Here is a 26263-nt window from a genome sequence, read left to right as displayed (position 1 = left end):
TCCGGAATTAATGGCCCAAATCAATCACCAATTTGGCCAAGATTAAAAAGGGCACTAATTCTGCGATGCAAAGGTAAGTAAATAAATGATATTTCTTAAAGCCAAGTTTATTCACCATAATTAGGAACAACCCAAGGATACCTGAAATATACATCCAGAAAAAGCCCGTGAACGAAAGCTCTAGAGCTGTCTTGATAGCTGAAAATTGATTTAATAAAAAAAAAGCACTGACCACTATCAATCCAATAGTTGTAATAGCCACCAAACGAAGCAAATAAAAGAAATGAGGAAATTCCAATTTCCCCAAATCAAACAAAAATGACAATGCTTTTATAGCTGTAAATTTGAGAATAGTAAGTAATAAAAGAAGAAAAGCTCCCCCTATCCATAGCGAAATCAGTACAGCAAAGCTCAGTTCTAGTCTTGCCTCGAACCATTCTTGACGGAACACAACAAGCCCGGTCACCATCGCCAAAGACAACAGCATATTCACTAAAAACACGTAAAACAAAATATCTATGGAAAAGAACTTCTGCAAGCTCCCACTCTCAGAAAAATCTTCCGCATTCAACAATGAAATGGGTTTGATCATTATCTCAAAAATAAAAGGATAAGCCAATTTGTAAAGTGTTATCAACAATAACGAAATCAGCAGTCCAACACCAAAAAAATCACGGATGTTCTGCCTGTCAAAATTCCTGCTTTTAGAGAAAAACACCCTATCTCCTGCGCCGGAATTAGTATCCTGGAATTTTAAGATTTTCTTTACACTTGCCTGCTCTGAAGAAATTCCGTTTTTGAAAACTGTAAGATTTACCTTATCCGCCGAAAATTCTTCTCTGAACTCTCTCACCTGGGCTGTGAATGCAGTATCCTGATCCGTGAAAAACCAAAGTTTCTCTCCCACAAAAACCACGGAATGATCCGGAAACTCAAAAGAAAAATGGGCCAATGGAAAAGTCTCCAAATCCAGATCCACCATCAATCTATCGTTAGAACTAAACCAAGTCTCACGCTCTCCTTCTTCCCATTTTGTATTGTAATCTTCCAAAACCTGTGAAAACGCATAGTGCCCGGTCAGTACAAATAATGACAGGATAATTATTGACTTGTTGATCAATTTTTTCATACTCAAAATCTGGCTAAATAGCCAAAATGTATCCTAGAATAGGAGAATTGTAAAGGTTGCAAATTAGATTTTCCGACTCCGTAAATAAATCGAAAGACACCGGTGCCGGTATCAAGATTGATACCGGCACCAAAAGAGATAGGTTTGTCCGGCGCAGGCGCAAAGTACGGGTTTTCCAGAATCCCAAAGTCAGCAAAAACCATAAGAAATGAGTTTTCCCCAAAAAAAAGCCGCTGCTCCATATTCATGTAGCCATAAGATCGTGCAAAAAAGAAGTTTTCATTGAAGCCTCTAATACTCTTCAATCCTCCCAATCTAAATAAATCATTCAAGAGCAAATTTTGATTTTGGGTGAATCCCCCGCTTGCCTTCATCCATACTCCCCAGTTTTTTTTGATGAAAACATGCTTCTCTACTTCACCCTTTCCCAGATACTGTGGACTGTTCAATTCCAACTCCGCATACACCTTCCTTGGAAATCCAGTGTTTTCCAGAATCTTCTTATTTCCCAAAGCAAATTCACCGCTGAGCAAAAAACCCCGTCTTGGAAAATAGGGAGAATCCAGTTTATCCCAAATCCAACCTACCCCATACTGATTCCATCGAAAATCTGCTATATCAGGAAGCTCGTCCACATCACGAAAAACCTCCGTATTGAGGACAGCACTGGATTGTCTTCCGGTGAAAAAACGCAGGTAGCTTTTTGTGCTCAGATGATAGCCAAAATCCAAACTTAAGTACCTGTTCAAAAAAGCAGAATCTTGCTTCAGCAAATTAAACCCCAACCGGACATCCAGTGGAGAATTGAACAAAAACGATTCCTTAGCCGATATGTCCAGCGACTGTGTCTTTACGTTCAGACGCTGCCAATGCAACGTCACATCTCTCCCCTTACCTCCCAAATGGTACAGTTCCAAATCCAACAGTCCTGTAATAAGCATTTTACCCGGTTTATTTGCATTGGGCAGCAATCCAATTATCCCATCCAGCACATTGGTATTTCTATCACGCAAAGTAAATATGGGCCGGGCTTTTTTGATCTGGAAATTAACTTCGGCCGGACGGGTAAGTACAAAATAAGGAGAACGGCTAAGCACTTGATTTGCCTCATCCAATTGCTTTTGGGAAAAAGGCTGACCGGGTCTAATTCCGGTTATATTCTGTATATATCCTCCCCTTGTTTTGGCGCTTCCTACTACTTCCAAGCTATCCCAAAGTATGAGCGGTCCGGCATCGTATGCAAAAACAGCAGAAAGCGCATTCCCATTTCTCTGCATGCTATCAAGTTTTATCCGGGCAAAAGGATAGCCGATATTCTCTGCTTCTCTGACTACATCCTGCATCCACCTGAAGGCAGAAGCATACTCACGGGTTAGCGTATCAATATCCCCATATAATTCCTCAGGAACATTTCCCTGAGCAACTGATTCCCAGAAATATTTCTCTCCGAGAATGATTTGCACCTGTAAAGAATCAGAGACTGAAACTTTCTCCTTTAAATAAAGACTAAGATAACCTTTATTTTGAAAGACATTTTGAATAGAATCGAGGTAGGTATCTCCAGCTGCCCTAGAAGTAAAAGCCTCCCAATCCGCATAATGTTGCGGATCCTCGCTTGACCATCGTACCCAATACGCATTTTGAGCTTTACACATTTCTCCTCCGGCAAATAATAAAAGCATGCATGCCAGAAAGAAGGTTTTCAAAGGACTGGATCGGATTGGTTATATTTGCAAAATAATACAATTCACTTTGTCGGGCATATACATACACGTTCCTTTTTGTAGGCAGGCTTGCCACTATTGCGACTTTCACTTCAGCACCAATCTGGAACGCATGGATCAGATGGCCGAAATGATTTGCCGTGAATTGAAATTAAGAGCAGATTACCTTCAAAAGACCTCTGTAGAAACCATCTACTTCGGCGGGGGGACCCCCTCTCTTCTACAACCGCAACTGATTGAAAAAATCCTAAACCAAATTTCAATCACCTACAACTCAGATTGGCGGGAGGTGACTCTTGAAGCAAACCCGGACGATTTGGATGTGGATAAGTTGCTTTCTTGGAAAAGTCTGGGCATAGACCGGCTAAGCCTGGGCATTCAAAGTTTCGACGAGGATGTTTTAAAATTCTACAATCGAGCCCATAGCTCAAAAGAGTCTAAATCTGCGATAGAAAAGGCAAGAAAAGTTGGATTTGAAAAATTCAGTCTGGATCTGATTTATGGTTATCCACAGCCAACCCACGAACTGTGGAAGCGTGATTTATCCGAAGCAATTGCTCAGAATCCGGGACATATTTCCAGCTATGCTCTCACTGTAGAACCCAAAACTGCACTTGGCAGCTGGACTGAAAAAGGAAAATTCCAGCCAGCTGAAGAGGATTTTGTGGCAGAGCAATTTGAAATACTCCAAGAACTAAGTGACAAAGCCGGCTACATACAATACGAAGTATCCAACTTTGGCAAGCACGGTCAATTTGCCCTGCACAACACAAACTACTGGAAAGGCGTACCTTATTTAGGCGTGGGGCCCAGTGCTCATTCTTTTGACGGGAAAAACAGAGGGGCAAATCCTTCAAACAATTCACTATACCTGAAAAACCTGGAAGACGGGACAATTCCATTCGCTGTGGATAACCTTTCTGATGAGGAGCGATTAAACGAATATATACTTACTGGCTTGCGGACTCTGTGGGGAATAGATCTTGGAGTTATCCACAAAGATTTCAGTAAAGACCTCTTAGCTTCCAAAAAATCCATCTTGGATCAGATGGATCGTGAGGGTTGGCTGATTTGGAAGGATAAAAACCTATCTTTGAGCAAAAGTGGAAAACTCCTTGCGGATAGCATTGCAGCGGCACTTTTCTTTTAAGACAAGACCAGTAGACCTATGAGTAAGGATGGATATTTCAGTAGAAAGAAGGAAGTGGCACCGTTGGAGTCAGCTTTCAATGATCTGCTAAAAGCCTATCGTTTGGAAGGTAAATTCAGAGAAAAGTCTTTGGTTCACGATTGGCCAGATCTAGTGGGAAAAACCATTGCAGACCGAACCACCTCTGTATTTATCCGGGACAAAAAACTCTTCGTGAAATTAAGCTCAGGACCGGTTAAAAAGGAATTATTAATGAATAAAAGCAAAGTACTTGTACTGATCGACGAGAGGTACGGAGCTGGAGTGATCGAGGATTTGGTCTGTATGTAGTTTAGGGATTCTTTGCTGTCTTATGAATTTAGACTTTTTAACACCTCCCCATACTGAGTAAGTCACCCTCTTTCAAAATTTTCCAATCTGAATGAGTATTATTGTGGAAGCACATTCATGATCAAACTACCACCAATCCATATCGGAAAGCTAAGCTTGTTGCTCGCCATCCTGGTATGGCTTGCTTTGCTGTTTGTGAATTTGGTCAGACTTTTTGGAGTTCTCAATCAATTGGATTCGGGAATTGCTGTAGAGTTCACCTGGATTCTGCAAACACTTTTCTACATAACCGTCTATGGTTTTTATAAATACTCAATCGTAAAAAGCTCTCAAAGTGATTTCCTGAATCTCATATGGAGAGGGGCATCCACCGGGATTTTTGCAGTGGCTGTTTATATTATCATTGAATTGTTTTATAGTTCGCTGGGAGAAAGCAAGCTTTCCACAGAGCCCTTTCTTCAAACCTTCTTTTATCACGTTCGTTTCGGGTTGTTGACGATATTTTTGATCTCCACGTCTCTTCTTTGGCAGCACCTTATCCTTTATCAAAAAACCAAGCGTGTAGTCAAACAATGGCAGGCTTACGAAATAGCCATGTTGATTGCGATGTTTCTCGTGTTTTTTGATAGGGGGGCAAACGAATACCCTTTCTTCTTTGGGCTGGTTCTTCTGGGAATATTGGCAGTAATACTCTCCACCAATTTGAAATGGATTCCTTATTTGACCTTCAAGGAGAAGTGGAAATCCCTGCTTTTTCTAGCCGTAATTATAGCATCTATCGGTTATTTGTTATGGTACACTTTCTCCCATGAAAGCGAAAGGGTCTATCCCGTGAATTTGACGTGGAATTTATTCCTGATCTCATTGTTTTGGTTTGTGTTGATTTATGCTGTCCTCAGTTTCCTTGTAACCCTCTTTAATCTTCCCACTTCTTCGGTCTTTGAACAAAAGCTGACAGAGGCGATCAACTTCCAGCGCCTGAGTCAATCCATTCAGCCGGAAGAAAACGAGGAACAAGTACTGGACATTCTGATGGATTCCTGCATGAGTGCAGCGTATGCGGATGCCGCCTGGCTGGCGATGACCAGCGAAGAGTTTCCCGGCGGTATTTTCCAAGAACGCTTTATCGACAGAAAAACCAGAGAAGAAATTTCGGATCTAATCCAACAACAGAAGACTGTCCAAGAATGGGCTGCCGAAAAGCGCCCTGACAACCTAAGTCCAATCAGTCTCAGGCTAACCCATCCGAAGTTTGAATCGGTACTGTTGGTTCCTTTGGTAATCAACAAATCTGTGATTGGAAAAATAGTACTGTGCAAAGAGGTCCGTGATGGTTTCAATAAAGAAATGTTGAACATCATCAGCACATTTGGCAGACAAGCCTGTATTGCGGTAGAAAATCATCGATTGCTCAATCAGGCTATACTCAACGAGCGCTATCAAGAGGAATTAAAAATAGCTCAACGAGTACAAAAAGCGCTGCTTCCCACCAAATTGGATCATAATCAGTTCTTTGACATTTGTGCCTACTCCCATGCTGCTGATGAAGTGGGAGGTGATTATTACGACACGTTTAAGCTGGACGAGGATCGCTATGTATTGATTATTGGAGATGTGTCAGGAAAAGGAACTTCTGCGGCTTTTCATATGTCTCAGATGAAAGGAATTTTCCAAAGCCTCATTCAACTGAATCTCAGCCCTTCAGATTTTATGATCAAGGCCAATGCAGCATTGAGTAGATGCCTGGAAAGAAACCATTTCATCACCGCTTCGATTTTCATCATCAACACTGCAAAACAAACCATCTGCCATTCACGTGCCGGACATGTTCCGACTCTTTTTCATCAGAAAAAACAGAACAAATCTGCCTATTTGGAGATAGATGGGCTGGGTTTGGGTATTTTAAGAAACATGCAGTATGAAAAACACGTTGTGGAAAAGACATTTACCTATCAGTCAGGTGATGTGCTGGTGCTATTTACCGATGGTATAGTAGAAGCAAAAAACGAAAAATCCCATCAATTCGGTTATGACCGCATCAGAACTTTATTAGAAGTTTATCACGAACTAAATCCGCTGGAAATTCAGACACAAATGATAGATTCCTTGCATGCCTTTGTTGGTGGCGATGGGTTGATTGACGACGATTATTCCATTATGGTGGTGAAATTTACCGAACAAAATAATGATTGCTGAAAAATGCTAACGATAGAAACCCAACAAGAAAACGGACATGACATTTTGCTGCTCAAAGGCGAAGTGGATGCCAGCAACTCTGTAATACTGGACGAGGCGATCACAAAAATGGTCTCCGGTGGCAGTAGGTCTATCTTGGTAGATGGGGCGGGACTGGAATATATTTCTTCCGCGGGATTGGGCGTATTCATGTCCTATCTGGAAGATTTTCAGGAAAAAGAAATCGACCTGAAAATATATTCACTTTCCGACCGCGTGTTTGAAGTATTCAAAATTTTGGGCTTAGACCAGTTAATCCGCATTTATCCTGACAAAAAATCAGCACTGCTTACCTGAAATGAAACATCAGATGAAAATATCCTGTCAAACAGCAGCACTCTCAGAGTTGCGGGTCTTTTTGAAGAAGACCTTGGGAGAACTGCATATGTCTGACATCGACCGCCACCAGGTCACACTGGCGGTAGAAGAGGTATGTGCCAATCTGATCATCCACTCCCACAAGTGCAATGCACTGGATTACATCCAGCTCAAAATCAAACGAAATCCCGGCAAATTGATTTTTGAAATAACAGATCAAGGACAGGCATTTAACATGCTTGATTATGAGGTTCCAGACCTAAATAAAGTAAAAGGGGAAAAGAGAAAAGGGGGATTAGGCATAATTTTGGTCAAGAAGATAATGGACGAAATCGAGTTCGAATCCAGCAAAGGCACAAATACCTGCCGGCTGATCAAATGGTTTCAGTCCTAATTCTTGTTAAATGCTTAGTATTCGGGACATTTGACTTGAAATCGTAATAAATTTGTAAAATTGCATTCAAATTCTGCCATTTAACACATGACAAACCGAACCATTTCGGCATTTATATTCACCCTCCTACTAGCATTTGAGTCTTCCGTAGCTGCGATGGCTTTCGTTCAAGCATCGGTGCAGGATGACCCACTATTGACTATAGGAGGCCAGACCGTGGACAAGGATGAATTGATCTATTTGCTTTCTAAAGGGAATAAATCTGAGCCTGGCACTCCCGGTATGTCCAGAGAGGAATTTGATGAGAATCTTGATCTTTTTATTAATTACAAGCTAAAAGTAAGAGAGGCAGAAGCCCTAGGGCTTGATCAGTCGGAGGAATTTCTCCGAGAGTTCGAATCTTTCCGGGAAAATCTCAAAGCCCCATTCCTAATCCGGAACTCTCTGGAAGAAGGGGAATTAAGAAAAGCTTACGCTAGAATGCAGGATATTATCCGTGCCAGTCACGTTCTTCTCAAATTCCCACCTAATGCCGGTAAGGAAGATAGTCTGATCGTCCTTCGCATGGCTTTGAAAATAAAAGAGGAAGTACAAAAAGGCGGTAGCATCAATGAGCTTGCCTTAGAATATTCGGACGATCCCTCTGCCCAAGTCAACAAGGGTGATCTAGGCTATTTCACAGCTCTTCAGATGGTGCAGCCATTCGAAGATGCTGCCTTCTCCCTTCAGCCAGGACAGGTTTCTGACCCTGTGATGACAAGCTTTGGTTACCACATTATTTATGTAAAAGATCGCCAACCCAATCCCGGGCAAGTACATGTTTCGCATATCTTGGTAAGAATCGACGAGAATACGCCAAATACCGAGGATCTCGCAAAGCGAAAAGTCGCTGACATCTATAACGAGATACAAAAAGAAAGTACCGTCTGGGAGGATATTGTAAAAAAATATTCTGAAGACCCTGCCAGTAGCCAAAAAGGTGGGATGCTGCCGTGGTTTAGTGTAGGATCGATGATTCCGGAATTTGAAATGGCAGCATTTTCATTAACTGAAGTAGGTGAAGTATCTCCTCCGGTGCGAACCAGATATGGATATCATATCCTAAGACTGGAAGGCAGAAAGGCATTAGAAAGCTTTGAAGCAATGGAAGAGAATATACGCTCTAGAATTTTAAGGGATTCACGCTCCACTATGATTCAATCCCAGGTAATGGCAATTCAAAAGTCCCGATACAATTTTGACGAAAATGAAGGGAATGTAGCCAAGCTTAGGGCAGAATTGAACAACACGACCAAAAATGATTTTATCTTGGCAATCTCCGAAAAGAATCTGGCAGAAGACCAACTCTTTACTCTTCAGGGGAAAAGCTATATCACTAAGGATCTGGCTGATTATATGGCCGAAGAAGAAATTAGCCTTAAAAGTAAATCAGGAACCTTTGATGCGTGGTATGAACGATTTGCAGCATCAGAATTAAACCACGCTGAAGAGGCAGATTTGGCAGCCAACAACAAAGAATACCGTATGCTTTTGAAAGAATACAGAGATGGTATTTTGCTGTTTTCACTCATGAATGAACAGGTCTGGCAGAAAGGTCTTTTGGATACTGTGGCGCAAAAAGCGTTTTACGAAAAAAACATCACAGATTATCAGTGGAAAGGACGGGTAAATGCCTACATCATCAAAATTCTGGATATGTCCCAGCTGGATGCTGCCCGTAAGCTGCTTCAAGGTAAATCTCTTTCGGATGAACTTATCGCCTCTTTCGAAAGTAGCTATGATAGCTCCAATTCGTTGGCCTACCAAACAGAAACCGGGATCATAGAATACAGTGAGCACCCCGTTTTGTCAAAAGCCAACTTGAACGAAGATTATCAAGAAATTGAGGCTAATGGACATTTGCATATCGTCGTCATTGGAGAAAAGATTAAACCGGGACCAAAGAATTTCGAAGAAACACGCGGATTGATCATACGGGATTATCAGGAATATTTGGATAAAAATCTCGTTGAATCATTGCGGAAAAAATACCCGATTAAAATCAACCCCAAAGCTAAAGAAGAAACTTTCATAGCATTGAATCAATAATAATTCACAAAAGAAAACCGTCTCCATAGGATCAAGAGATGGAAAAACATCCATGAAATTGCTAAACCGACTCACATTCACTCTAATAGCCAGTTTGCTGATCACCGCATCATTTGCACAGGAAACCCCACCAACAGGCCAGGTTCTTGACAAAATAGTGGCTAAAGTGGACAATTACATTCTCCTTGAATCAGATGTGCAAAAAGCTTATATAGAAGCTATTTCCCAAAATCAGCAGGGACAGATCGCTCCTACCAGATGTCAAGTATTTGAATCATTGATGATCAATAAACTGATGGTGGCCAAAGCAGAGGTCGATTCAGTCATTGTCACCGATGCAGAAGTGATGCTTCAGACCGAGCAGCGATTCAGCATGGTGATGCAGCAGTTTGGAGGAGACGAGGAGACCCTTGTGCAAGCATATGGTAAAACTTCAGATCAACTTAAGTCAGAAATCGAGGATGTGATCAAAGAACAGTTGATCGTACAACGAATGAGAAGCCAAGTCACCGAAGGATTGACGGTATCTCCAAATGACGTGCGGCAATTCTACAACAGCATCCCCAAAGACTCTTTGCCCCTGTTCACTTCTGAAGCCACAGTAGGCCAGATTGTGATAAAACCTGAAGTAAATCCCCAGACTAAAGATGACATCTTCAATCAGCTAAATCAATTCAAGAAAGATATTGGAGAAGGCAATGCTGACTTTGCGGAGCTGGCAAAAAAATATTCCGAAGATCCCGGATCTGGAGCTCAGGGTGGAGATTTAGGTTTTTTCCGAAGAGGTGAATTAGCCCCTGAGTACGAAGCGACAGCATTGGCATTGAAACCCGGAGAATTGAGCGACCCGGTAGAAACTGACTTTGGTGTACATCTGATTCAGTTACTTGAAAGACGTAATGACGGTTCCTTCAACACCAGGCACATTTTGAGAATTCCTAAAGCTGCCCAGGCGGATATAGAAAAAGCAGAAAGATACCTTGACAGCCTTAAAACTGAAATAGAAGCTGGAAGACTGGATTTTGCCAAAGCTGCAAAAGACTTCTCCGACGACAGAAGTACTTCTGACAATGGTGGTTTTTTTACAGACCCTGCTACTAATTCAAACCGCCTATCCTTAAGAACACTGGAAGATCCGTTACTTTTCTTTACCATAGATACCATGCAGGTCGGTGATATGACTAAGCCTATGCGATTCGAGGATCCAAGGGAAGGGACCAAAGTCCGAATACTGTACTACAAAGCAAAGTACCCGGCACACCGTGCAAATATGGAGGATGATTACGAAAAGCTAAAAGCTGCTGCCCTTCGCAAAAAAGAAGATGACCTTCTTAGCAAGTGGTTTATCACAGCCAAAGAAGATATTTTCATTGACTTGGATCCCGCCTACGATAAGTGCAATGCGCTGGGAGAGAAATAGAAAAATATGATTACCCGCAATGATTGTCAGTAGCCAAAATTTCTTTGCTCATCCTGTCTGATGAGCAAAGTGGCCTCGATGCTATCCTTGACCAAATCCTATAATGCTTTATTCACTTTACTGGCAGAAAAGCGGATATACATTTAAAAAAATGTAATAGAAAATTACCAAACCGTGTCCACGGAGGTCATCATACTAGATATCCAGATAATGCCCGAGAAATACTCGGGCATTTTTTATTTCTTTTCAAAAAGCGTCTTGACGGCCAAAATGATCTGTTTAAGTCCATCTTTAAACAAGCCCTTAGATTCTTCAAATTTGGGTTTAAAATCACTAGATCGTTCCTTAAACTCACGTTCTAAAATCTCCTTACCTTTTTTAAATTCAGCTTCCAGCGAGGTCTTATTCTCTTTCAGTTCCTTGATCTTCTTTTCGATTTCGTCCTTGGCTTCCGATCCCGCATCGGCACCTTTTTGGACTAGCTCTTCTATTTTCTCTCCAATTTCCTTGAGTACCTTTTCTATGTCTTGACTGGTGGATTTCTTTTCTTCCATGACTAATGCAGGTTTGATGAACTGATGTACATCAAGTTAAATACTTTTTCTTGAATGCTTATTACTTACGGATAACTATGAATCAAAAACCTTAATTATCAACAGATTCACCCCTTGTCTGCTTTTCATATAGCTCAGCATATACACCTTTCTGCTCCATCAGTGAGGTGTGGTTTCCCCGCTCGATAACCTTACCATCATCCAATACAATAATCTGGTCTGCCAACTTGGCTGAAGATACCCGATGCGAAATAATGATAGAAGTTCTGTTTTGCATAATCTTCTTAAGTGCCGTCAATATCACGTTCTCCGTCTTGGTATCCACTGCGGAAAGGCAGTCATCCAAAATGAGGATTTTTGGTTCTTTGGCAATCGCTCTTGCAATGGAAACCCGCTGCTTCTGCCCTCCGGACAGCGTTATTCCCCGCTCTCCCAGCATAGTTTCAAACCCTTTAGGAAATTCTACGATGTTTTGATAGACATCAGCATCCTTCGCCGCCTGCTCAATGATCTTTGGATCCGATTCTTCTATTCCAAAAGCTATATTATTCCCTATACTGTCAGAAAATAAGAATACATCCTGAGGCACATATCCGATCTGTCTTCGCAGATCGGATATGGAAAATGCATCTATCGAATGACCGTCAATTTTGATTACTCCGCTTGTAGGATCGTACATACGCATTAACAGGTTAGCGATAGTCGATTTCCCCGATCCTGTAGTTCCTATAATACCCAGCGTCTGCCCTTCTTTGATCTGAAAGCTGACATCCTTCAGCGCCAGAATACCCGAATCAGGATATACAAAAGACACATGCTCTACATCCACTGTTCCACGAATATCAGTCTGAACCTTATTTGTACTGATAATATCATTCTTTTCATCCAAAAATTCATTGATCCTAGTCTGAGAAGCTGCTGCCCGCTGCACAATACTTGTCACCCATCCCAAAGACGTCACGGGCCAGGTCAGTATATTCACATAAAGTATAAATTCCGCAATTACTCCATAGCCTATTTCTCCGCTGATCACCTGAAGACCGCCTGCATAAACTGTGATTATGGTAGATATTCCTACCAAAGCCATTATTATTGGAAAGAACAAAGCATTCACCCGGGTCAAGTTTATAGACTTAATCTTATAGTCTTCACTTGCCGTGGCAAAATCGTTGACACTGTCACTTTCTCTCACGAAAGCTTTTAGCACTCGGATTCCTGAAAAAGCCTCCTGAACGAATGTACTAAGCCCACTTAGACTACGCTGAATCTTCTCAGAACGCTCATTGATCATATTATTGACGTAATATATACTCAGAGAAAGTATTGGAAGAGGCAGTAGTACATAGAGCGTGAGCAGTGGGTTGACGGTGATCATATAAGAAATCACCATCGGAAAGAGAATCAAGAGATTCAACCCATACATGATTGCAGGTCCCAAGTACATGCGTACCCGGCTTACGTCTTCGGTGATTCTGGCCATCAAATCGCCCGTGCTATTCTTCCTGTAGAAACTCAGCGGAAGTTTTTGGTAGTGATCATAGATCTCATTTTTCATGTCGTACTCCACCTTTCTGGACATGATGATGAGGGTCTGTCTGATGAAAAACAAGAAAATTCCTCTTAGCAACGCCATTACTAAGATCAAAACACCGAAGACAACGACAAATTTCAGAAAAACATCCTGTGCCTGACTCCCCATTCCGCCCTGAACCAGAGGCCGATAAATAGAAAAACTTTCAACCACATAATCTATTGAAAGTCTGACCAGTTGTGCAGGAATAATTACGAAAATGTTTGAAATAAGCGTAAAAACTATCCCCAAAAGGATCAAGCCCTTGTATTTGTACAAATACTTATTGAGTCGCCAAAGTGGTTTCACCAAATAAAAATTTTAAAATGAAGGAAATAGATTAGGAAAACTGGGTATATTAATCCTTTGAAGGCCAATAAAAGCATTTAATTTTGTATCGGCTATTTTCAAAAGAAGTACCCAAATATAACACATTCTAAAAAGCTAAGTTCACATGTTAGAGATTAAAGCTACCGAAACAGTACGTGAAAGTTCGATCTTTGGCCAAATCACCACTATGGATCACGAGCAACTAGTGATCTGCAATGATGAAGCAACCGGCCTAAAGGCATTGATCGGAATTCACAACACCACCTTGGGGCCTGCATTGGGAGGAACCCGTATGTGGCCTTATGCTTCTGAAGAGGAAGCAATTACAGACGTTCTTCGTCTTTCCAGAGGGATGACATTCAAAAACGCACTGGCGGGATTGAATCTGGGCGGCGGTAAGGCAGTAATTTTGGGAGATCCAAAACTGAAAAATGAAGCCTTTCTCAGACGTTTTGGCAGATTTGTCCAAAGTCTTGGCGGAAGGTATGTGACAGCTGAGGATGTAAACATGAACACTTCTGACATGGAATACATCGGGATGGAAACCCGCCATGTTACGGGTCTTCCTGAGATCAAAGGCGGAGGGGGCGATCCTTCCCCTGTCACTGCTTATGGCGTGTATATGGGAATCAAAGCAGCAACAAAAAAAGCATTTGGCTCAGATTCCCTAGAAGGAAAGCGAATCGGTGTACAAGGTGTGGGTCAGGTGGGTAAATACTTGATAGAGCACTTGGTGAAAGAAGGTGCCACCGTATTGGTAACGGATATCTTCGAAGACAAGCTCCTGGCTGTGGCAAAAGTAACTGGGGCACATCCCGTTGATCCAAATGTGATATACGACTTAGAGATGGACATCTATTCCCCATGTGCATTGGGAGCCACCATCAATGATGAGACCATAGACCGTCTGAAATGCGCCGTGATCGCCGGGGGTGCCAATAACCAACTGAAGGATGAAGCTAAGCACGGCCGTATTTTGATAGAAAAAGGGATCGTGTATGCACCCGACTTTCTTATCAATGCAGGAGGTGTCATCAACGTTGGAGCAGAGTACTTTGGCGGCTATAACAGGGAGACTGTCTACAAGCAAACGGAGAAAATATACGATACTTGCTTGGATATTCTGAATAAATCCGAAAAGGAAAATATCCCTGCGCAGCAAGCTGCTATCGAGACAGCGAAAGCAAGAATAGACGCCATCGGAAGAGTGAAGCTTTCTTTCTAATTAGGCGGCACCCCTATCGAAACCACCGGAAATGACTTTCGGTGGTTTTTTTGTCCCATCCAACTAGATGATAGCCACATCAAATTACCTATATTTGTAACTCATTTCGAAGACATGCTAAACAGAAGAATACTAAGAGTAAAAGCTTTCCAAAACCTATATGCATACGAACAGTGCAAGGGTTCCAATTTCAACCTTGCAAAAGATTTTATCCGAACCTCATTTTTACCAGATTTAAATAGCATGGAAGTGCAGGATAAATCCGCACTTAACAAAGAAGCAGAGGAAGCAATAAAACTGTTTGAACAAAACCTTACCTCAAAGGACTTACTCAAGTCTAGCGAGGCAAGCCGCAAAGTAAAACAGGTGGTATTGGATGCATTGAAAAGGTATCACGAGGCAAACGAAAAGGATCATCAGTTTCTGCTAAAGAATATGGTGGTATCTGCTGAGCGAATCCCCCAGTTGTATTTATTGGCAATTGAGCTACTGCAGGCATTTGCAAAGCATGTGGAGAAAGAGATTGAAAAGAAAAAGAAATTTGCGGGCAACAATCCGGTGGGCTTTGGGAACGAACTGAACTTCCCAAACAACCAGGTATTGGCTTCTCTACGCGAATCAGATTATTACCGAACTGCCATCGCCAGAAACAATGTCAATTTAAATGACGTGGAACTGGAAATCAGAGAATGGTTTAGAGACTATATAAAACCTTCAGAGCACTATCAAGCATATCTTGAACTGGAAAACCCCACCGCTGAGCAGGATTTTGATTTAGTGGATAATTTGCTGAAAAAAGTGCTTTTCAAAAATGATGTGATCTTAAATTTCTTTTCTGAAAAAGACCTCAACTGGACAGAAGACAAATCAGTAGTAAGAAGCTTGGCGTCCAAAGTATTGAAAAATGCGGCCAACCTCAATGAAGAAAACGAAAACGAAATGCCCGAGATTGCGATGAACTGGGACGAGGATAAGGAGTTCTTTCAAAATATCTTTAACTTCACCATTGAAAATGATGCCAAGAGCAAGGCTCTTATTACTCAAAAGACCAAAAACTGGGACATTGACAGGCTCGCATTTACAGATAAAGTGATCATCTCGATGGCGATAGCGGAAATGAAGAATTTCCCAAGCATCCCTGTCAAAGTAAGTATTAACGAGTATATAGACATCTCTAAAACCTACAGCACACCCAAAAGCAAGCAATTTGTCAATGGTTTGTTGGATGTGATGGCAAAAGAGTTAACCGATATCGGAGAAATCCGTAAGAGCGGTAGAGGACTATTGGACAATAAATAATATAACTATGAGCAAGAGCAGTAATTCACTCATCGCATTCCTAATCGGCGCAGGCGCAGGCGCAGCAATTGGAGTACTTTTTGCACCTGACACAGGAACAAACACCCGTGATCGCCTTACTTTCAAACTTTCAAAGTACAAGAAAGAGTTGGAAGAATTGATTGACGATTTGGTAGACGGTAAGGAAATGCACTTAAATGAAGCAAAGACTGAAGGTAAACGTGTTATATCCGAAGCAAAAAACAAGGCTGAAAACTTGCTTAGTGACGTCAACAAGTTAATAGATCAAATCAATCAAGGAAATAACTAATCAATATGAGATCGAACGTGGCGTGTTCACTCCACTGAGGAATGATAATCGATCTAGCGAGACAGGTAATGACCACTGAAAACCAAAAAATAAACAAATGAAAATCAACGTAATGAATATGGCGGTGTTTTCCGTCATGCTTGCCTTGGGAACTTCATGTAACCAAAAAAGCGATCAGGATGACAAGATCAAGGCTCTTGAAGATAAAATAGCCCAAATGGAAACCGGCAATACCGCAGTGACTCCAGTAAATGCACAGGCAACTCAGGCAGCCGATCCTGCTACCTTAGGTGCATTTGGATTTCCGGAAATGGAGTACGACTTCGGAACCGTCAAAGAAGGCCAAGTAGTAGAGCATCTATTCAAATTTACAAATAATGGACAAGCTCCATTGGTGATCTCCAACATTACCGCTTCGTGTGGGTGTACCAGTCCTGACTGGACCAAGACTCCGGTGAAGCCCGGTGAAGAAGGTTTTGTTAAAGTAGTTTTCAACTCCGCTAATAAGTCAGGTGCTCAGGCTCCTACGGTAAGCATCCAAGCTAATACCAACCCGAATGTTACTAGGCTCAGACTAAAAGGCACAGTAACCCCAAAAATTGCAGGCGCGGCCGCACCAGTAGGCCCGGTTAAACGATAATTATGATTTCTACAGTATTAGCTCAAGCTGCCGCAGGTGGTGGCGGAATTTTAGGACAGGTTTTCCTTTTTGGTTCTATCATTTTGATCATGTATTTCTTCATGATCAGACCTCAGCAGAAGAAACAAAAGGAAAGCAAGAAATTTATTGAAGAAATAAAAAAAGGGGATGAGGTAGTCACTATAGGCGGACTCCATGGTAAAGTAAGTTCCGTAGAAGGCGATGTCGTACTAATGGAACTTGATCGGGGTCTTAAAGTAAAAGTAGAAAAGTCTGCTATCTCCTTAGACTTCTCCAGAAAGCCAGAACCTAAAAAATAAATTGAATTTTGCCGGAAACTAATAAATCCTCACAGAGGATTTCTCCAAAAAAACTCTCTAATCTGAAAGTGGTAGTTCTCTGCGTCGCAGCAGCTACCACCTTTTGGATTTTAAACGCCCTGAATAAGGACGACTACAATACCATTGTCGATTTCCCCGTCGAAATCATCTACGACCAAAATCAGTTTGTATCCATATCCGGACTTCCCAAAACGCTAGAAATAGAAATCTCGGGAAATGGGTGGGATTTACTTAGAAAATATTTCAGCTTCAATAGCGATGCTTACCCGATAGAGCTTAACAATCCCGCCTCTACCAACTACCTCCTTACTGCTGACCTAAAAAGGTCTCTGGGTGAGTTTCTGTCCCCTACCCAGTTAATCTCAGTGCTTGACGATTCACTGAAATTCAACATCGACAAAATAAAGTCCATCAAAGTCAAACCTGTCCTTGATTCCACAAGCTTTTCAATGGCTAAAAACTACCGTGTAATTGATCAAATCACGTATAATCCTGAGACAATTACCCTTTATGGCCCAAGTTCCATAATGGACACCTTGAGCGGAAACTTCAAAATTCCACTTGATGAAAATCGCATAAACAAATCCATTGAGAAGAAAATAAGCCTTGAAGTCCCTGAGGAAATGGGAAACCTGGTACACATCGAAGAGGAATCGATTTTGGTGAAACTAGAGGTTATTGAATTTCTTGAAGGAAATAAGCGACTTAAAATCAAGAAATTAAACTTCCCAAATTCCGTCAAATTGACAAATGAAGATGTCGTAATTATGATTTCTTATCTTGTGGATGAGCGGAAGGTAAGCGAATTAAAGGATCTTGAATTCGAAGCTGTGCTGGATTATTATAAGAGAAATAAAGAAGACAGTACCATTGCAGTTCAAGTAAAACCTATGCCGGGTTATTTGGATCAGGTGGTGGTATCACCCGATATTTTAAAGCTGAACTATGAGTAATCCCACTCCTGTCTTAGTAGGCATTACCGGAGGAATAGGATCTGGAAAATCCACTGTGGCAAAGATTTTTTCTATACTTGGAATTCCAATTTATTACGCAGATGATCGCGCTAAGTGGTTGATGGGAAACAACAAACAGTTAAAAGATCAAATTATAGCAGCTTTCGGCGTAGAATCCTATGATTCGGACGGCAACCCAAACCGGGGTTTTCTGGCAAAAACAGTCTTCTCCGACCCTGAGAAAGTCAAGACAATTAATTCTCTTGTTCACCCTGCTGTAGGAAAGGATTTTTCGGATTGGGCTTCCGTGCAAAGTTCCCCCTATGTGCTAAAAGAAGCAGCATTGATCTTCGAGACAGGAAATAATAAGGTCTTGGATTATGTAATCAATGTAAGCTCACCCCTAAAAATCCGAGTCTCCAGAACGCTTATGAGAGATCCATTTAGATCGGAGGAGCAGGTAAATCAGATCATTAATCAGCAGCTGCCGGACGAGCAGAAAAACGAGCTGGCGGATTTTGTGATTAAGAATACGGATAATAAGCTTTTGATTCCGCAGGTTCTAAAAATCCATCAGCATCTTATATCTGAGAAATAGGCACTTCCCGCTTGCACTAACAGCAGCTTTATTCTTATTTTTCTTCTTTCAGCACAAAAATACTGTCCACAGCTTATGAAAGGATACAATCCCAAGGAATGGTTTAATGTAATATTTTTGATTCAAAAATCGGATACGCTAATCAAGCTTGGTCCGTTTATGGTCGTTATTTTTATCTACTCCCTGGGTATAGCGTGGCTCGAAATGGATTATCTAAAGATTGGGAAAAACAGTTGGGTCCAGAATATTCCGATAATGCACAGTTTGTTGAGTTTTGTGATTTCCCTCTTACTGGTTTTTCGTACCAATACTGCCTACGACAGGTGGTGGGAAGGGCGAAAACTGTGGGGTCAATTGGTAAACACAAGCAGAAATCTGGCACTTAAACTCGCCGGAATCCTTGATACTTCTGATGAAGAGTCCCGTAAATTTTTCAGAAGGACCATTCCTATTTATTCATTTGCCCTAAAAGAGCACTTACGATCCAAAGTGACTTTGTACATGCTGGACGATAAGGAAGACATTGCGATCAAACCAGAAATCGATCCGGATAAACATGTGCCAAACCAAGTGGCCAAACTGATGTTTGCCAAGGTAAACGACCTATACAAAGGGGGAAAAATCACAGGAGATCAATTGATCATACTCAATCAAGAACTGGTTTCCTTCACCGATATCTGTGGTGCTTGCGAACGAATCAAGAATACTCCCATTCCATATTCCTACAGCTCCTTTATCAAAAAATTTATTCTGGCTTACGTCCTTACCCTGCCGCTTGGCTATGTGTTTTCGCTGGGATACTATGCGGCTCCCATCGTAACATTTATTTTCTATGTGCTCGCCAGTTTGGAATTAATTGCCGAAGAAATCGAAGAGCCTTTTGGCACAGATGCTAATGACTTGCCAATGGGCAAATTGTCCGAAAATATCCAAAAGCATGTGCAAGAATTGATTTGACCCCCTCTAACTTCACTACAATTTTGTTAAGCCGGATTTTGTTCGGTATTTCATTTGGGTATCTTGTTTAGGTACCCTTCTTTGAAGGCCAGGAAAGTTTCAGCTAGAATAATCATGAATCAAAAATTAAAACTAAGGACGGTAAATGTGACCCGCTATATTTTGCCGCTGAGAGAGGGAGGATCATTGCCTGCTCTTGCCGATGCGGACGACGGGTTCAAATATGTGTTGAAATTCCGTGGGGCAGGTCAGCGCGAAAAAGCCCTTATCGCAGAACTACTCGGAGGGGAGATCGCAAGAGCCTTGGGATTGAAAGTACCGGAACTTGTTTTTGCCAATTTGGATCCGGCTTTTGGCAGATCAGAAGGAGATGAAGAAATCCAAGATCTTCTCAAAGGAAGCCAAGGATTAAATTTGGCGTTGCATTTCCTGTCCGGAGCCATCAATTACGACCCTGTCGCCATGAGTACAGATCCGTATTTAGCTTCGCAGATCGTGTGGCTGGATATGTTTATTACCAATGTGGACCGCACGTTTAGAAACACCAATATGCTTATCTGGAACAGAGAGCTTTGGCTGATAGACCATGGGGCTTCCTTCTTGTTTCAGCACGCCTGGGTCAATTGGGAGAAAAATGCCCAAGGCCATTTTCCAATCATCAAAAACCATGTGCTACTTCCCCAAGCTTTGGAGCTTGAAGCAGTAAATGAAGTATTCAAAAAGATTTTGACTCCTGAAAAGATCAAAGCCATCGTACATACAATTCCGGAGGAATGGCTACTTGCCGGTGGCGACTCTGTGGATACAATTGAAATCCGGACTGTTTACCAAAACTTTCTGAAACTCCGCCTTTCTTATTCAGATCAATTCATAAAAGAAGCCCAAGATGCAAGAACAGCACTTATATGAATATGCAATAATCCGCGTGGTTCCGAGGGTGGAGCGGGAGGAATTCATCAACGCCGGGGTAGTGTTATGCCATTGGAAAAGAGATTTTCTGGGATGCAAGATCCACTTGGACCACAAGAAATTATTAGCTATTGATCCTCTGGCTGACGTAGAAATGATACAGCTAAATCTGGCTTCCTTTGAAAAAATATGTGCGGGCAAGGCCAATGGAGGAACTATTGCTTCAATGGATTTAGCATCCAGATTCAGGTGGCTTACAGCAGTGAGAAGCTCCATCATCCAAACTTCAAGGCCACATTCAGGCTATGCATCCAATTTGGAGCAAACATTGGAAAGGCTTTTTGAAGAGAATGTAGGGTAGTCAAAAGCCGTTCGTGCGACACGAACGGCGGCGATATAAAATGCGGGGTAAATTAGTCAAGACATTAGATAGGGCATGCTGAAAAACGTCGGCAATAGATCAAAAGCTATCATTTTGAATGATTAACCCATTTTTGACGCGAACGGTTTTTCAGCAAGTGCAAGCTTATGAACGACAATAGAGTTTTATCCATGCATCAGAAAATCCAAAAATCGGGATTTTCAAGCCAGTTTCAGTCATACCATCTTCTACGTTGGTCTCATTCGAGGTATACCTATACATCTCCTCTCGGCCGCCTTGAAGCTGGCATACCTGAGACTTTTTCAGCAAGCCCTAGATAAAAAACACTAAATGATCGAATTTCAACTATCCCTCCCAACTACATAAGCAAGCTTTATAGACCATTATCTAAAAGCAAAGAAGCGTGAAGATTGATCTTCACGCTTCTCCTTTATATGTGACTGCTATAAACTTAAGTTTTCTAAGATCTCTATTTCCGCAGTTCGTGTCATCACAAACAGTTATTTAACCCAAATTTCGCATTAGGTTTCGTTAAAAGACCATTAATTGCACTAAAATCAGGCTGTTTGGAGACTGAGTCCGCCGCGGCGGATATGGTGAAGTCAAAAATTGCAACGCAGTGACTGATTTTGAAGCAATTATTGGTCGCAACAAGTTGTACGCCGTGGCATATTCTCCGTAGGAGACACTCACGGAGGCTTTAATAATTAAATCCGACTTCCAGAAAAAAACTAATTAAGGATTTTCCTCGCCTTTTTCACATTCTTAATTTTCAGGAAATCTTGTCAAATCCCAAATAAGTATGAAGTACTTTCGGCATGTTGATCCCTTCCGGCGTCTGATTATTCTCCAGAATAGAGGCAACAATTCTAGGCAAAGCCAGCGCGCTTCCATTCAGTGAATGCGCTAAATGGGTTTTCTTATCCACACCCTTGAAGCGCAACTTCAACCGGTTTGACTGATACGTTTCAAAGTTGGAAACAGAGCTCACCTCCAGCCACCTCTCCTGGGCGGCAGAGAATACTTCCATATCGTAAGTCAAAGCTGATGTAAATCCCATATCTCCTCCACACAGTCTCAATACCCGATAGGGTAGTTCAAGTTTTTGCAGGAGCCCCTGTACATAGCCGCTCATGCTTTCCAGCGTCTCGTAGGACTTATCGGGATGGGTGATTTGCACGATCTCTACTTTGTCAAACTGATGTAGTCTGTTTAGTCCTCTTACATGGGCACCCCAACTTCCCGCCTCTCTTCGGAAGCAGGGAGAATGACCTACATTTTTTATGGGCAGATCACTTTCAGCAAGAATCACATCACGATAAATATTAGTAATCGGAACTTCTCCCGTGGGGATCAGGTACAGGTCATCCGCATCCGCATAATACATTTGTCCCTCCTTATCCGGAAGCTGCCCTGTTCCATAACCAGAATCTTCGTTGACCAAGATCGGAGGCTGAATCTCTTCGTATCCCTGAGCTAAAGCTTCATCCAAAAAGAAATTAATCAACGCCCGCTGCAGCCTTGCTCCCTTTCCTTTATACACAGGGAAACCGGCCCCCGTGATTTTCGCTCCTAGTTCAAAGTCAATAATGTCATATTTTTTGATCAAGTCCCAATGGGGAAGTTTATCCGCATGTAGTGAGGGGACCATCCCATTCTCCAACACCACTTCATTGTCTTCAGCAGATTTACCGGCAGGCACAGAAATATGGGGAACATTGGGGATCGTATAAAGCAAAGCCTTCAACTCTTCTTCAGCTTTAGAGTTTTGATCTTCCAGATCCTTGATCTGAAGCTTTAGCTCCGCTGTTTTCTCCCTAATCAGAACCGCTTCTTCTGCTTTTCCATCACGCATCAATACTCCAATCTGTTTCGAAATAGTATTGGATTCACTTTGTATCTGATCGCGCTCTGCCTGAGTGGATTTTCTCCGTTCATCCAGCTCAACTGCCTGATTTAGGACAGCTTCTGCATTTGCAAAATTTCTCTTTTGAAGGCCGGCAAGTACACTTGCGTAGTTTTCTCGAATTTGATTGACTAAAAGCATCTTAAAATCTTTGAAATTGAAGTTTCAAAGATAAGCATGTTAGCGGACAATGATGTCTCTACTCACACTTGAAAATGGCCCATCCAGCTCTTTTCCGTCCGTGCCAAGCAATCGCACTTTTACCATGTAGGTTCCCACGGGAAGATTTTCTATCCTGACCGGAGCCATGTGATCAACTTCATAGCTTAGATCATTTACCTCTATCGCCACCTTCAGTCCATCCAGTTTCATATCCCCTCCTATCACTAAAAAATCGACAGTAACCACTTCCCCAGCCTCATAGACCTGATCAGAATGGGGAAAATTCAGAGCAAGGTAAGGTTCCGCTGAGTAAGGGAAAGGCCGTGACTCACCAACCTGAAAGTCTCTATCCACATAATTTCCAAAGTTTTTTAGGGCAAGACCTTCCTCATCCACTAAGTACGCGACTACCCGATAACTCCCCACGGTTAGATCCCTTTGAAAAATTGGAGAATAAAATCCCACAGGATCACCGCCATTTAAAATATTGAAGAGCTTGAATTCTTTCGTTTCGTTCAAGTCAAAAGGGAAATTCTTCACATTGAATTCGAAGGGTACTTTTCCTGGCTTGAATACCTGGTTTCCCAAGGGTGTGTACAATTCAAGGATGGCATCGGGATATGCTGCCTGATCCTCATACTGGTAGAATTTGACTTTCGGGGCATCTGCCAAGGTGGTATCGATGGCGGGAGGCATTTCGATCACCTCCTCATTCAAGCGCTGTTTTTCGGAAGAACAAGCTGAGAAAACACAAATTAAAAAGAGTAATGTCAGGATTTTATTCATACAGCACGTAAATTGAGATTAAAGATATTCATTTTTAATGATTATCAGCAATGATGCCAGTAGTCCTAATTTCTTTGCTCACCAGGTCGGATGACCCGCCACAGCGAGGCAGGCCAAAGCGGAGTCAATGCTATTGTTGACCAAATCTAAGATGCTTTAGTCTCTTTAACTGGCAAAAAGCGGCTATATAAATTCAATTTTATGACTAACAGCAGGGGGGCAACACCCCAAAACTCCATGATTCCTATATCGCTCATCCTCTCAAGGCGAATTCTAATTAGTTTTACCTCTATAGTGACATAAAAGCGGATATACCTATTAATTTTAAAATTAAATTAGACCCCAAACTATAATACATCCAACCATGGAAATCCTATTTGATGAGATCCCAAGTTTAGATTTAGCAGATTTCATTTCCGGCACTCCCCCGAAAAAGGCAGCATTCGTACAGAAGCTGGGAGAAGCCTACCAAAACATTGGCTTTGTAGCCATCAAAAATCATGGTTTGTCACAAGATCTCCAAGATAGATTGTATGGGTCCATCAAGGATTTTTTCTCCTTATCTGACGATATCAAGACAAAGTACGAAAAACCTGAAATCGGATTTCAACGGGGATACACAGGAAAAGGGAAAGAACATGCCAAAGGCAGAAACACCGGTGATCTAAAGGAATTTTATCATGTAGGGCAGGAACTCAGCAGAATTCCCGATGCAGATCCCATCAAAAGTGAATACCCGCCAAACATCTGGCCTTCGGAGCTTCCTGAATTCCAAAACGATGCAAATGAAGCTTACCGTACGCTGGAAAGTGCAGGCAAGGCCATGCTTCAGGCTATTGCACTTTCCCTGGGGCTGGATGAATATTATTTCGAAGACAAAGTAGCACATGGCAACTCCATTCTAAGACAAATTCATTATTTCCCAATCGAAAATCCTGACCAAGTACCGGCTGATGCAGTAAGAGCTGCAGAGCATGGCGACATCAATTTGATTACTTTGTTGATGGGAGCCAGCGCAGACGGTCTTCAGGTCTTGAGAAAAGACGGGAAATGGATTCCGATCACCGCACTTCCTGACCAGCTGGTTGTAAACGTAGGCGATATGCTGGAGAGATTGACAAATAAAAAATTGAAGTCCACGATCCACCGCGTAGTGAACCCTCCTCGGGAGAAAATGAACACAAGCAGATACTCTATTCCCTTCTTTATGCATCCCCGTTCTGAAATGGATCTCACATGCTTGGAAAGCTGTATAGATGCCGATCATCCAAAACAATTTGAAGATGCTACTGCCGGAGAATTTCTGGAAGAGCGGCTCCGTGAACTAGGATTGAGAAAATAGGCGATGTCGGTAAAGCAAGTCCGATACTATCTATTTTTGAAAGACATTATTACGCTTTCCCTTACCGCATTTGGTGGTCCACAGGCATTCCTTGCCATGCTACTTGAGCGAATGGTGAAGAGAAGAGCCTATATTCAGGAAGATGAGCTCTGGGAGCTAAATGCACTTTGCAATATGCTTCCCGGCCCATCCTCCACCCAGTTAGTATGCGCGATTGCTTATCGGGCAGGAGGACCTAACCTCGCCTACCTTGCCCTTCTCGTCTGGATTTTGCCTGCTACACTCTTTATGATTTTGGCGGCCATGCTGATTCATTTTCTTCAGGAAAGTACCCCGGGAGCACTGGATTTTGCACGGTTTATTCAGCCAATGGCCATTGGGTTTATCATTTTTGCTGCACAAAAAATTATCGGTAAAACCATCAAAACTACCGAAGCTATGGTTCTGGTTTTGATTTCTGCATTTGTTTCATTTTTCTATAGTTCGCCCTACATCTTTCCTGTATTATTGATTATAGGAGGGTTAAGCACCTCTATCAAATACAAGCAACAACCTGAGCTGGAGAAGGATGCTCCGCTGAAAATCGAATGGGCCAACTTCTATCTTTGGGGTGGCGTGCTGGTGGGGGCAGCAGTGCTGGGTGGCATCACAAAGTACCAGCCGATCATTCTTTTCGAGAATTTCTATCGAAATGGGAGCTTGATTTTCGGTGGAGGACAAGTGCTTGTTCCCTATCTCTATACTGAGTTTGTAGACTTCAAACACTTCCTGAGTTCAGAAGAATTCCTTACCGGATATGCGATTTCCCAAGGTATTCCCGGTCCCACTTTCAGCATTTCGTCCTATGTGGGAGCCTTATCCATGAAAGAATTTGGGACTGCAGGTTTTTTCATAGGTGGATTTATAGCTGCGGCAGGAATTTTCCTTCCGGGAATTTTTCTCATCTTCTTCGTGATCAGATTTTGGGACCAGCTGAAGAAATATCGACCTGTAAGAGCTGCTTTGGAAGGGATTAACGCAGTATCCTGCGGAATGCTAATCGCAGCAGCGTATTTGCTCTTTGAACCCCTAGAGGCAAACGGAATGAATATTCTATTTATTCTAGCGACCTATGTATTACTCCAGTTTACCAAGATCTCTTCGCCTGTAATCATCGCCGGAGGTGTGATTCTAGGTATTATTTACAATAATTTGTTTTTATAAGACCTGGG

At 42.1% G+C, this 26263-nt stretch carries 25 protein-coding genes; 19 read left to right on the top strand and 6 right to left on the bottom strand.

The window, feature by feature from the left end:
- Positions 1-7 precede the first annotated feature (7 nt).
- Both ID165_RS24590 and ID165_RS24585 read right to left on the bottom strand, forming a co-directional pair.
- The gene (locus tag ID165_RS24590) at positions 8-1129 is read right to left on the bottom strand and encodes a DUF4271 domain-containing protein (RefSeq protein ID WP_192348031.1); all 1122 of its coding nucleotides are present in this window, start codon (positions 1127-1129) and stop codon (positions 8-10) included.
- A gap of 2 nt (positions 1130-1131) precedes the next feature.
- Complete coding sequence (locus tag ID165_RS24585; RefSeq protein ID WP_192348030.1) at positions 1132-2811, bottom strand: BamA/TamA family outer membrane protein; 1680 nt, start codon at positions 2809-2811, stop codon at positions 1132-1134.
- On the opposite strand from ID165_RS24585, the gene hemW reads away from it, so the two are divergent.
- The 7 genes from hemW (at position 2810) to ID165_RS24550 (ending at position 10788) form a co-directional block, all read left to right on the top strand.
- A complete protein-coding gene (gene hemW / locus ID165_RS24580; protein ID WP_370539718.1) occupies positions 2810-4003 on the top strand; it encodes a radical SAM family heme chaperone HemW in 1194 nt (397 codons plus the stop codon). The genes ID165_RS24585 and hemW overlap by 2 nt on opposite strands.
- A gap of 18 nt (positions 4004-4021) precedes the next feature.
- Entirely contained in the window at positions 4022-4333 is a 312-nt protein-coding gene (locus ID165_RS24575) for a DUF721 domain-containing protein (RefSeq protein ID WP_192348029.1), read from the top strand.
- Positions 4334-4450: 117 nt separating this feature from the next.
- Positions 4451-6529, top strand: a complete 2079-nt coding sequence (locus ID165_RS24570; protein ID WP_192348028.1) for a SpoIIE family protein phosphatase — start codon at positions 4451-4453, stop codon at positions 6527-6529.
- A gap of 3 nt (positions 6530-6532) precedes the next feature.
- Entirely contained in the window at positions 6533-6865 is a 333-nt protein-coding gene (locus ID165_RS24565; protein WP_192348027.1) for an STAS domain-containing protein, read from the top strand.
- Between the two features lie 13 nt (positions 6866-6878).
- Positions 6879-7280 carry an ATP-binding protein gene (locus ID165_RS24560; RefSeq protein ID WP_225586890.1) on the top strand — a complete coding sequence of 134 codons (402 nt, stop codon included), beginning with the start codon at positions 6879-6881 and terminating at the stop codon, positions 7278-7280.
- Positions 7281-7367: 87 nt separating this feature from the next.
- A complete protein-coding gene (locus ID165_RS24555) occupies positions 7368-9368 on the top strand; it encodes a peptidylprolyl isomerase (RefSeq protein ID WP_192348025.1) in 2001 nt (666 codons plus the stop codon).
- A gap of 52 nt (positions 9369-9420) precedes the next feature.
- Positions 9421-10788 carry a peptidylprolyl isomerase gene (locus tag ID165_RS24550; protein WP_192348024.1) on the top strand — a complete coding sequence of 456 codons (1368 nt, stop codon included), beginning with the start codon at positions 9421-9423 and terminating at the stop codon, positions 10786-10788.
- A gap of 236 nt (positions 10789-11024) precedes the next feature.
- Here the strand turns inward: ID165_RS24550 and ID165_RS24545 are convergent, their stop codons facing one another.
- Together ID165_RS24545 and ID165_RS24540 are read right to left on the bottom strand one after the other, a co-directional pair.
- Positions 11025-11342 carry a hypothetical protein gene (locus ID165_RS24545; RefSeq protein WP_192348023.1) on the bottom strand — a complete coding sequence of 106 codons (318 nt, stop codon included), beginning with the start codon at positions 11340-11342 and terminating at the stop codon, positions 11025-11027.
- Positions 11343-11433: 91 nt separating this feature from the next.
- Positions 11434-13221, bottom strand: coding sequence for an ABC transporter ATP-binding protein (locus tag ID165_RS24540; protein WP_192348022.1), 1788 nt, complete (start codon positions 13219-13221; stop codon positions 11434-11436).
- Between the two features lie 145 nt (positions 13222-13366).
- On the opposite strand from ID165_RS24540, the gene ID165_RS24535 reads away from it, so the two are divergent.
- The 10 genes from ID165_RS24535 to ID165_RS24490 all read left to right on the top strand — a co-directional run bounded on the left by ID165_RS24535 (position 13367) and on the right by ID165_RS24490 (position 20835).
- A complete protein-coding gene (locus ID165_RS24535) occupies positions 13367-14467 on the top strand; it encodes a Glu/Leu/Phe/Val dehydrogenase (RefSeq protein WP_192348021.1) in 1101 nt (366 codons plus the stop codon).
- A 114-nt stretch (positions 14468-14581) separates the two neighbouring features.
- Positions 14582-15766, top strand: coding sequence for a transcription antitermination factor NusB (gene nusB, locus ID165_RS24530; protein WP_192348020.1), 1185 nt, complete (start codon positions 14582-14584; stop codon positions 15764-15766).
- A 7-nt stretch (positions 15767-15773) separates the two neighbouring features.
- Positions 15774-16076 (top strand): YtxH domain-containing protein, encoded by a 303-nt coding sequence (locus ID165_RS24525; RefSeq protein ID WP_192348019.1) that lies wholly within the window; start codon positions 15774-15776, stop codon positions 16074-16076.
- Positions 16077-16173: 97 nt separating this feature from the next.
- Positions 16174-16716 carry a DUF1573 domain-containing protein gene (locus tag ID165_RS24520; protein WP_192348018.1) on the top strand — a complete coding sequence of 181 codons (543 nt, stop codon included), beginning with the start codon at positions 16174-16176 and terminating at the stop codon, positions 16714-16716.
- A gap of 2 nt (positions 16717-16718) precedes the next feature.
- Positions 16719-17036 (top strand): preprotein translocase subunit YajC, encoded by a 318-nt coding sequence (yajC, locus tag ID165_RS24515; RefSeq protein WP_192348017.1) that lies wholly within the window; start codon positions 16719-16721, stop codon positions 17034-17036.
- A gap of 8 nt (positions 17037-17044) precedes the next feature.
- Positions 17045-18010 (top strand): CdaR family protein, encoded by a 966-nt coding sequence (locus ID165_RS24510; protein ID WP_192348016.1) that lies wholly within the window; start codon positions 17045-17047, stop codon positions 18008-18010.
- A complete protein-coding gene (gene coaE, locus ID165_RS24505) occupies positions 18003-18608 on the top strand; it encodes a dephospho-CoA kinase (RefSeq protein WP_192348015.1) in 606 nt (201 codons plus the stop codon). The genes ID165_RS24510 and coaE overlap by 8 nt, the downstream gene beginning before the upstream one ends.
- 75 nt (positions 18609-18683) lie before the next feature.
- On the top strand, positions 18684-19565 hold the full coding sequence (locus tag ID165_RS24500; RefSeq protein WP_192348014.1) for a bestrophin family protein: 882 nt from the start codon (positions 18684-18686) through the stop codon (positions 19563-19565).
- A gap of 114 nt (positions 19566-19679) precedes the next feature.
- A complete protein-coding gene (locus ID165_RS24495) occupies positions 19680-20474 on the top strand; it encodes a HipA family kinase (protein WP_192348013.1) in 795 nt (264 codons plus the stop codon).
- On the top strand, positions 20452-20835 hold the full coding sequence (locus ID165_RS24490) for a DUF3037 domain-containing protein (RefSeq protein ID WP_192348012.1): 384 nt from the start codon (positions 20452-20454) through the stop codon (positions 20833-20835). The genes ID165_RS24495 and ID165_RS24490 overlap by 23 nt, the downstream gene beginning before the upstream one ends.
- Before the next feature lie 793 nt (positions 20836-21628).
- On the opposite strand, the gene serS is transcribed toward ID165_RS24490, so the two are convergent.
- Together serS and ID165_RS24480 are read right to left on the bottom strand one after the other, a co-directional pair.
- The gene (gene serS / locus ID165_RS24485) at positions 21629-22903 is read right to left on the bottom strand and encodes a serine--tRNA ligase (protein ID WP_192348011.1); all 1275 of its coding nucleotides are present in this window, start codon (positions 22901-22903) and stop codon (positions 21629-21631) included.
- Positions 22904-22942: 39 nt separating this feature from the next.
- Positions 22943-23710, bottom strand: a complete 768-nt coding sequence (locus ID165_RS24480) for a hypothetical protein (protein ID WP_192348010.1) — start codon at positions 23708-23710, stop codon at positions 22943-22945.
- A 364-nt stretch (positions 23711-24074) separates the two neighbouring features.
- Between ID165_RS24480 and ID165_RS24475 the strand changes: the two genes are divergently transcribed.
- Both ID165_RS24475 and chrA read left to right on the top strand, forming a co-directional pair.
- Entirely contained in the window at positions 24075-25052 is a 978-nt protein-coding gene (locus ID165_RS24475) for an isopenicillin N synthase family oxygenase (RefSeq protein WP_192348009.1), read from the top strand.
- Positions 25053-25055: 3 nt separating this feature from the next.
- Complete coding sequence (chrA, locus tag ID165_RS24470; RefSeq protein WP_192348008.1) at positions 25056-26255, top strand: chromate efflux transporter; 1200 nt, start codon at positions 25056-25058, stop codon at positions 26253-26255.
- The last annotated feature ends 8 nt before the right edge of the window (positions 26256-26263 follow it).

The organism is Algoriphagus sp. Y33, from assembly GCF_014838715.1.
Classification (GTDB): Bacteria; Bacteroidota; Bacteroidia; order Cytophagales; family Cyclobacteriaceae; genus Algoriphagus.
This window is presented reverse-complemented; position numbering and strand designations above follow the sequence as displayed.

Bases quoted from the DNA above. Each gene is read 5' to 3' on its own strand.
- hemW (WP_370539718.1), top strand. From the start codon at position 2,810: ATGCATGCCAGAAAGAAGGTTTTCAAAGGACTGGATCGGATTGGTTAT.
- ID165_RS24520 (WP_192348018.1), top strand. From the start codon at position 16,174: ATGAAAATCAACGTAATGAATATGGCGGTGTTTTCCGTCATGCTTGCC.
- ID165_RS24545 (WP_192348023.1), bottom strand. From the start codon at position 11,342: ATGGAAGAAAAGAAATCCACCAGTCAAGACATAGAAAAGGTACTCAAG.
- ID165_RS24550 (WP_192348024.1), top strand. From the start codon at position 9,421: ATGAAATTGCTAAACCGACTCACATTCACTCTAATAGCCAGTTTGCTG.
- ID165_RS24495 (WP_192348013.1), top strand. From the start codon at position 19,680: ATGAATCAAAAATTAAAACTAAGGACGGTAAATGTGACCCGCTATATT.
- serS (WP_192348011.1), bottom strand. From the start codon at position 22,903: ATGCTTTTAGTCAATCAAATTCGAGAAAACTACGCAAGTGTACTTGCC.
- nusB (WP_192348020.1), top strand. From the start codon at position 14,582: ATGCTAAACAGAAGAATACTAAGAGTAAAAGCTTTCCAAAACCTATAT.
- ID165_RS24585 (WP_192348030.1), bottom strand. From the start codon at position 2,811: ATGCTTTTATTATTTGCCGGAGGAGAAATGTGTAAAGCTCAAAATGCG.
- yajC (WP_192348017.1), top strand. From the start codon at position 16,719: ATGATTTCTACAGTATTAGCTCAAGCTGCCGCAGGTGGTGGCGGAATT.
- ID165_RS24475 (WP_192348009.1), top strand. From the start codon at position 24,075: ATGGAAATCCTATTTGATGAGATCCCAAGTTTAGATTTAGCAGATTTC.
- ID165_RS24560 (WP_225586890.1), top strand. From the start codon at position 6,879: ATGAAAATATCCTGTCAAACAGCAGCACTCTCAGAGTTGCGGGTCTTT.
- coaE (WP_192348015.1), top strand. From the start codon at position 18,003: ATGAGTAATCCCACTCCTGTCTTAGTAGGCATTACCGGAGGAATAGGA.
- ID165_RS24500 (WP_192348014.1), top strand. From the start codon at position 18,684: ATGAAAGGATACAATCCCAAGGAATGGTTTAATGTAATATTTTTGATT.
- ID165_RS24590 (WP_192348031.1), bottom strand. From the start codon at position 1,129: ATGAAAAAATTGATCAACAAGTCAATAATTATCCTGTCATTATTTGTA.
- ID165_RS24555 (WP_192348025.1), top strand. From the start codon at position 7,368: ATGACAAACCGAACCATTTCGGCATTTATATTCACCCTCCTACTAGCA.
- ID165_RS24570 (WP_192348028.1), top strand. From the start codon at position 4,451: ATGATCAAACTACCACCAATCCATATCGGAAAGCTAAGCTTGTTGCTC.
- chrA (WP_192348008.1), top strand. From the start codon at position 25,056: ATGTCGGTAAAGCAAGTCCGATACTATCTATTTTTGAAAGACATTATT.
- ID165_RS24480 (WP_192348010.1), bottom strand. From the start codon at position 23,710: ATGAATAAAATCCTGACATTACTCTTTTTAATTTGTGTTTTCTCAGCT.
- ID165_RS24490 (WP_192348012.1), top strand. From the start codon at position 20,452: ATGCAAGAACAGCACTTATATGAATATGCAATAATCCGCGTGGTTCCG.
- ID165_RS24565 (WP_192348027.1), top strand. From the start codon at position 6,533: ATGCTAACGATAGAAACCCAACAAGAAAACGGACATGACATTTTGCTG.
- ID165_RS24535 (WP_192348021.1), top strand. From the start codon at position 13,367: ATGTTAGAGATTAAAGCTACCGAAACAGTACGTGAAAGTTCGATCTTT.
- ID165_RS24575 (WP_192348029.1), top strand. From the start codon at position 4,022: ATGAGTAAGGATGGATATTTCAGTAGAAAGAAGGAAGTGGCACCGTTG.
- ID165_RS24525 (WP_192348019.1), top strand. From the start codon at position 15,774: ATGAGCAAGAGCAGTAATTCACTCATCGCATTCCTAATCGGCGCAGGC.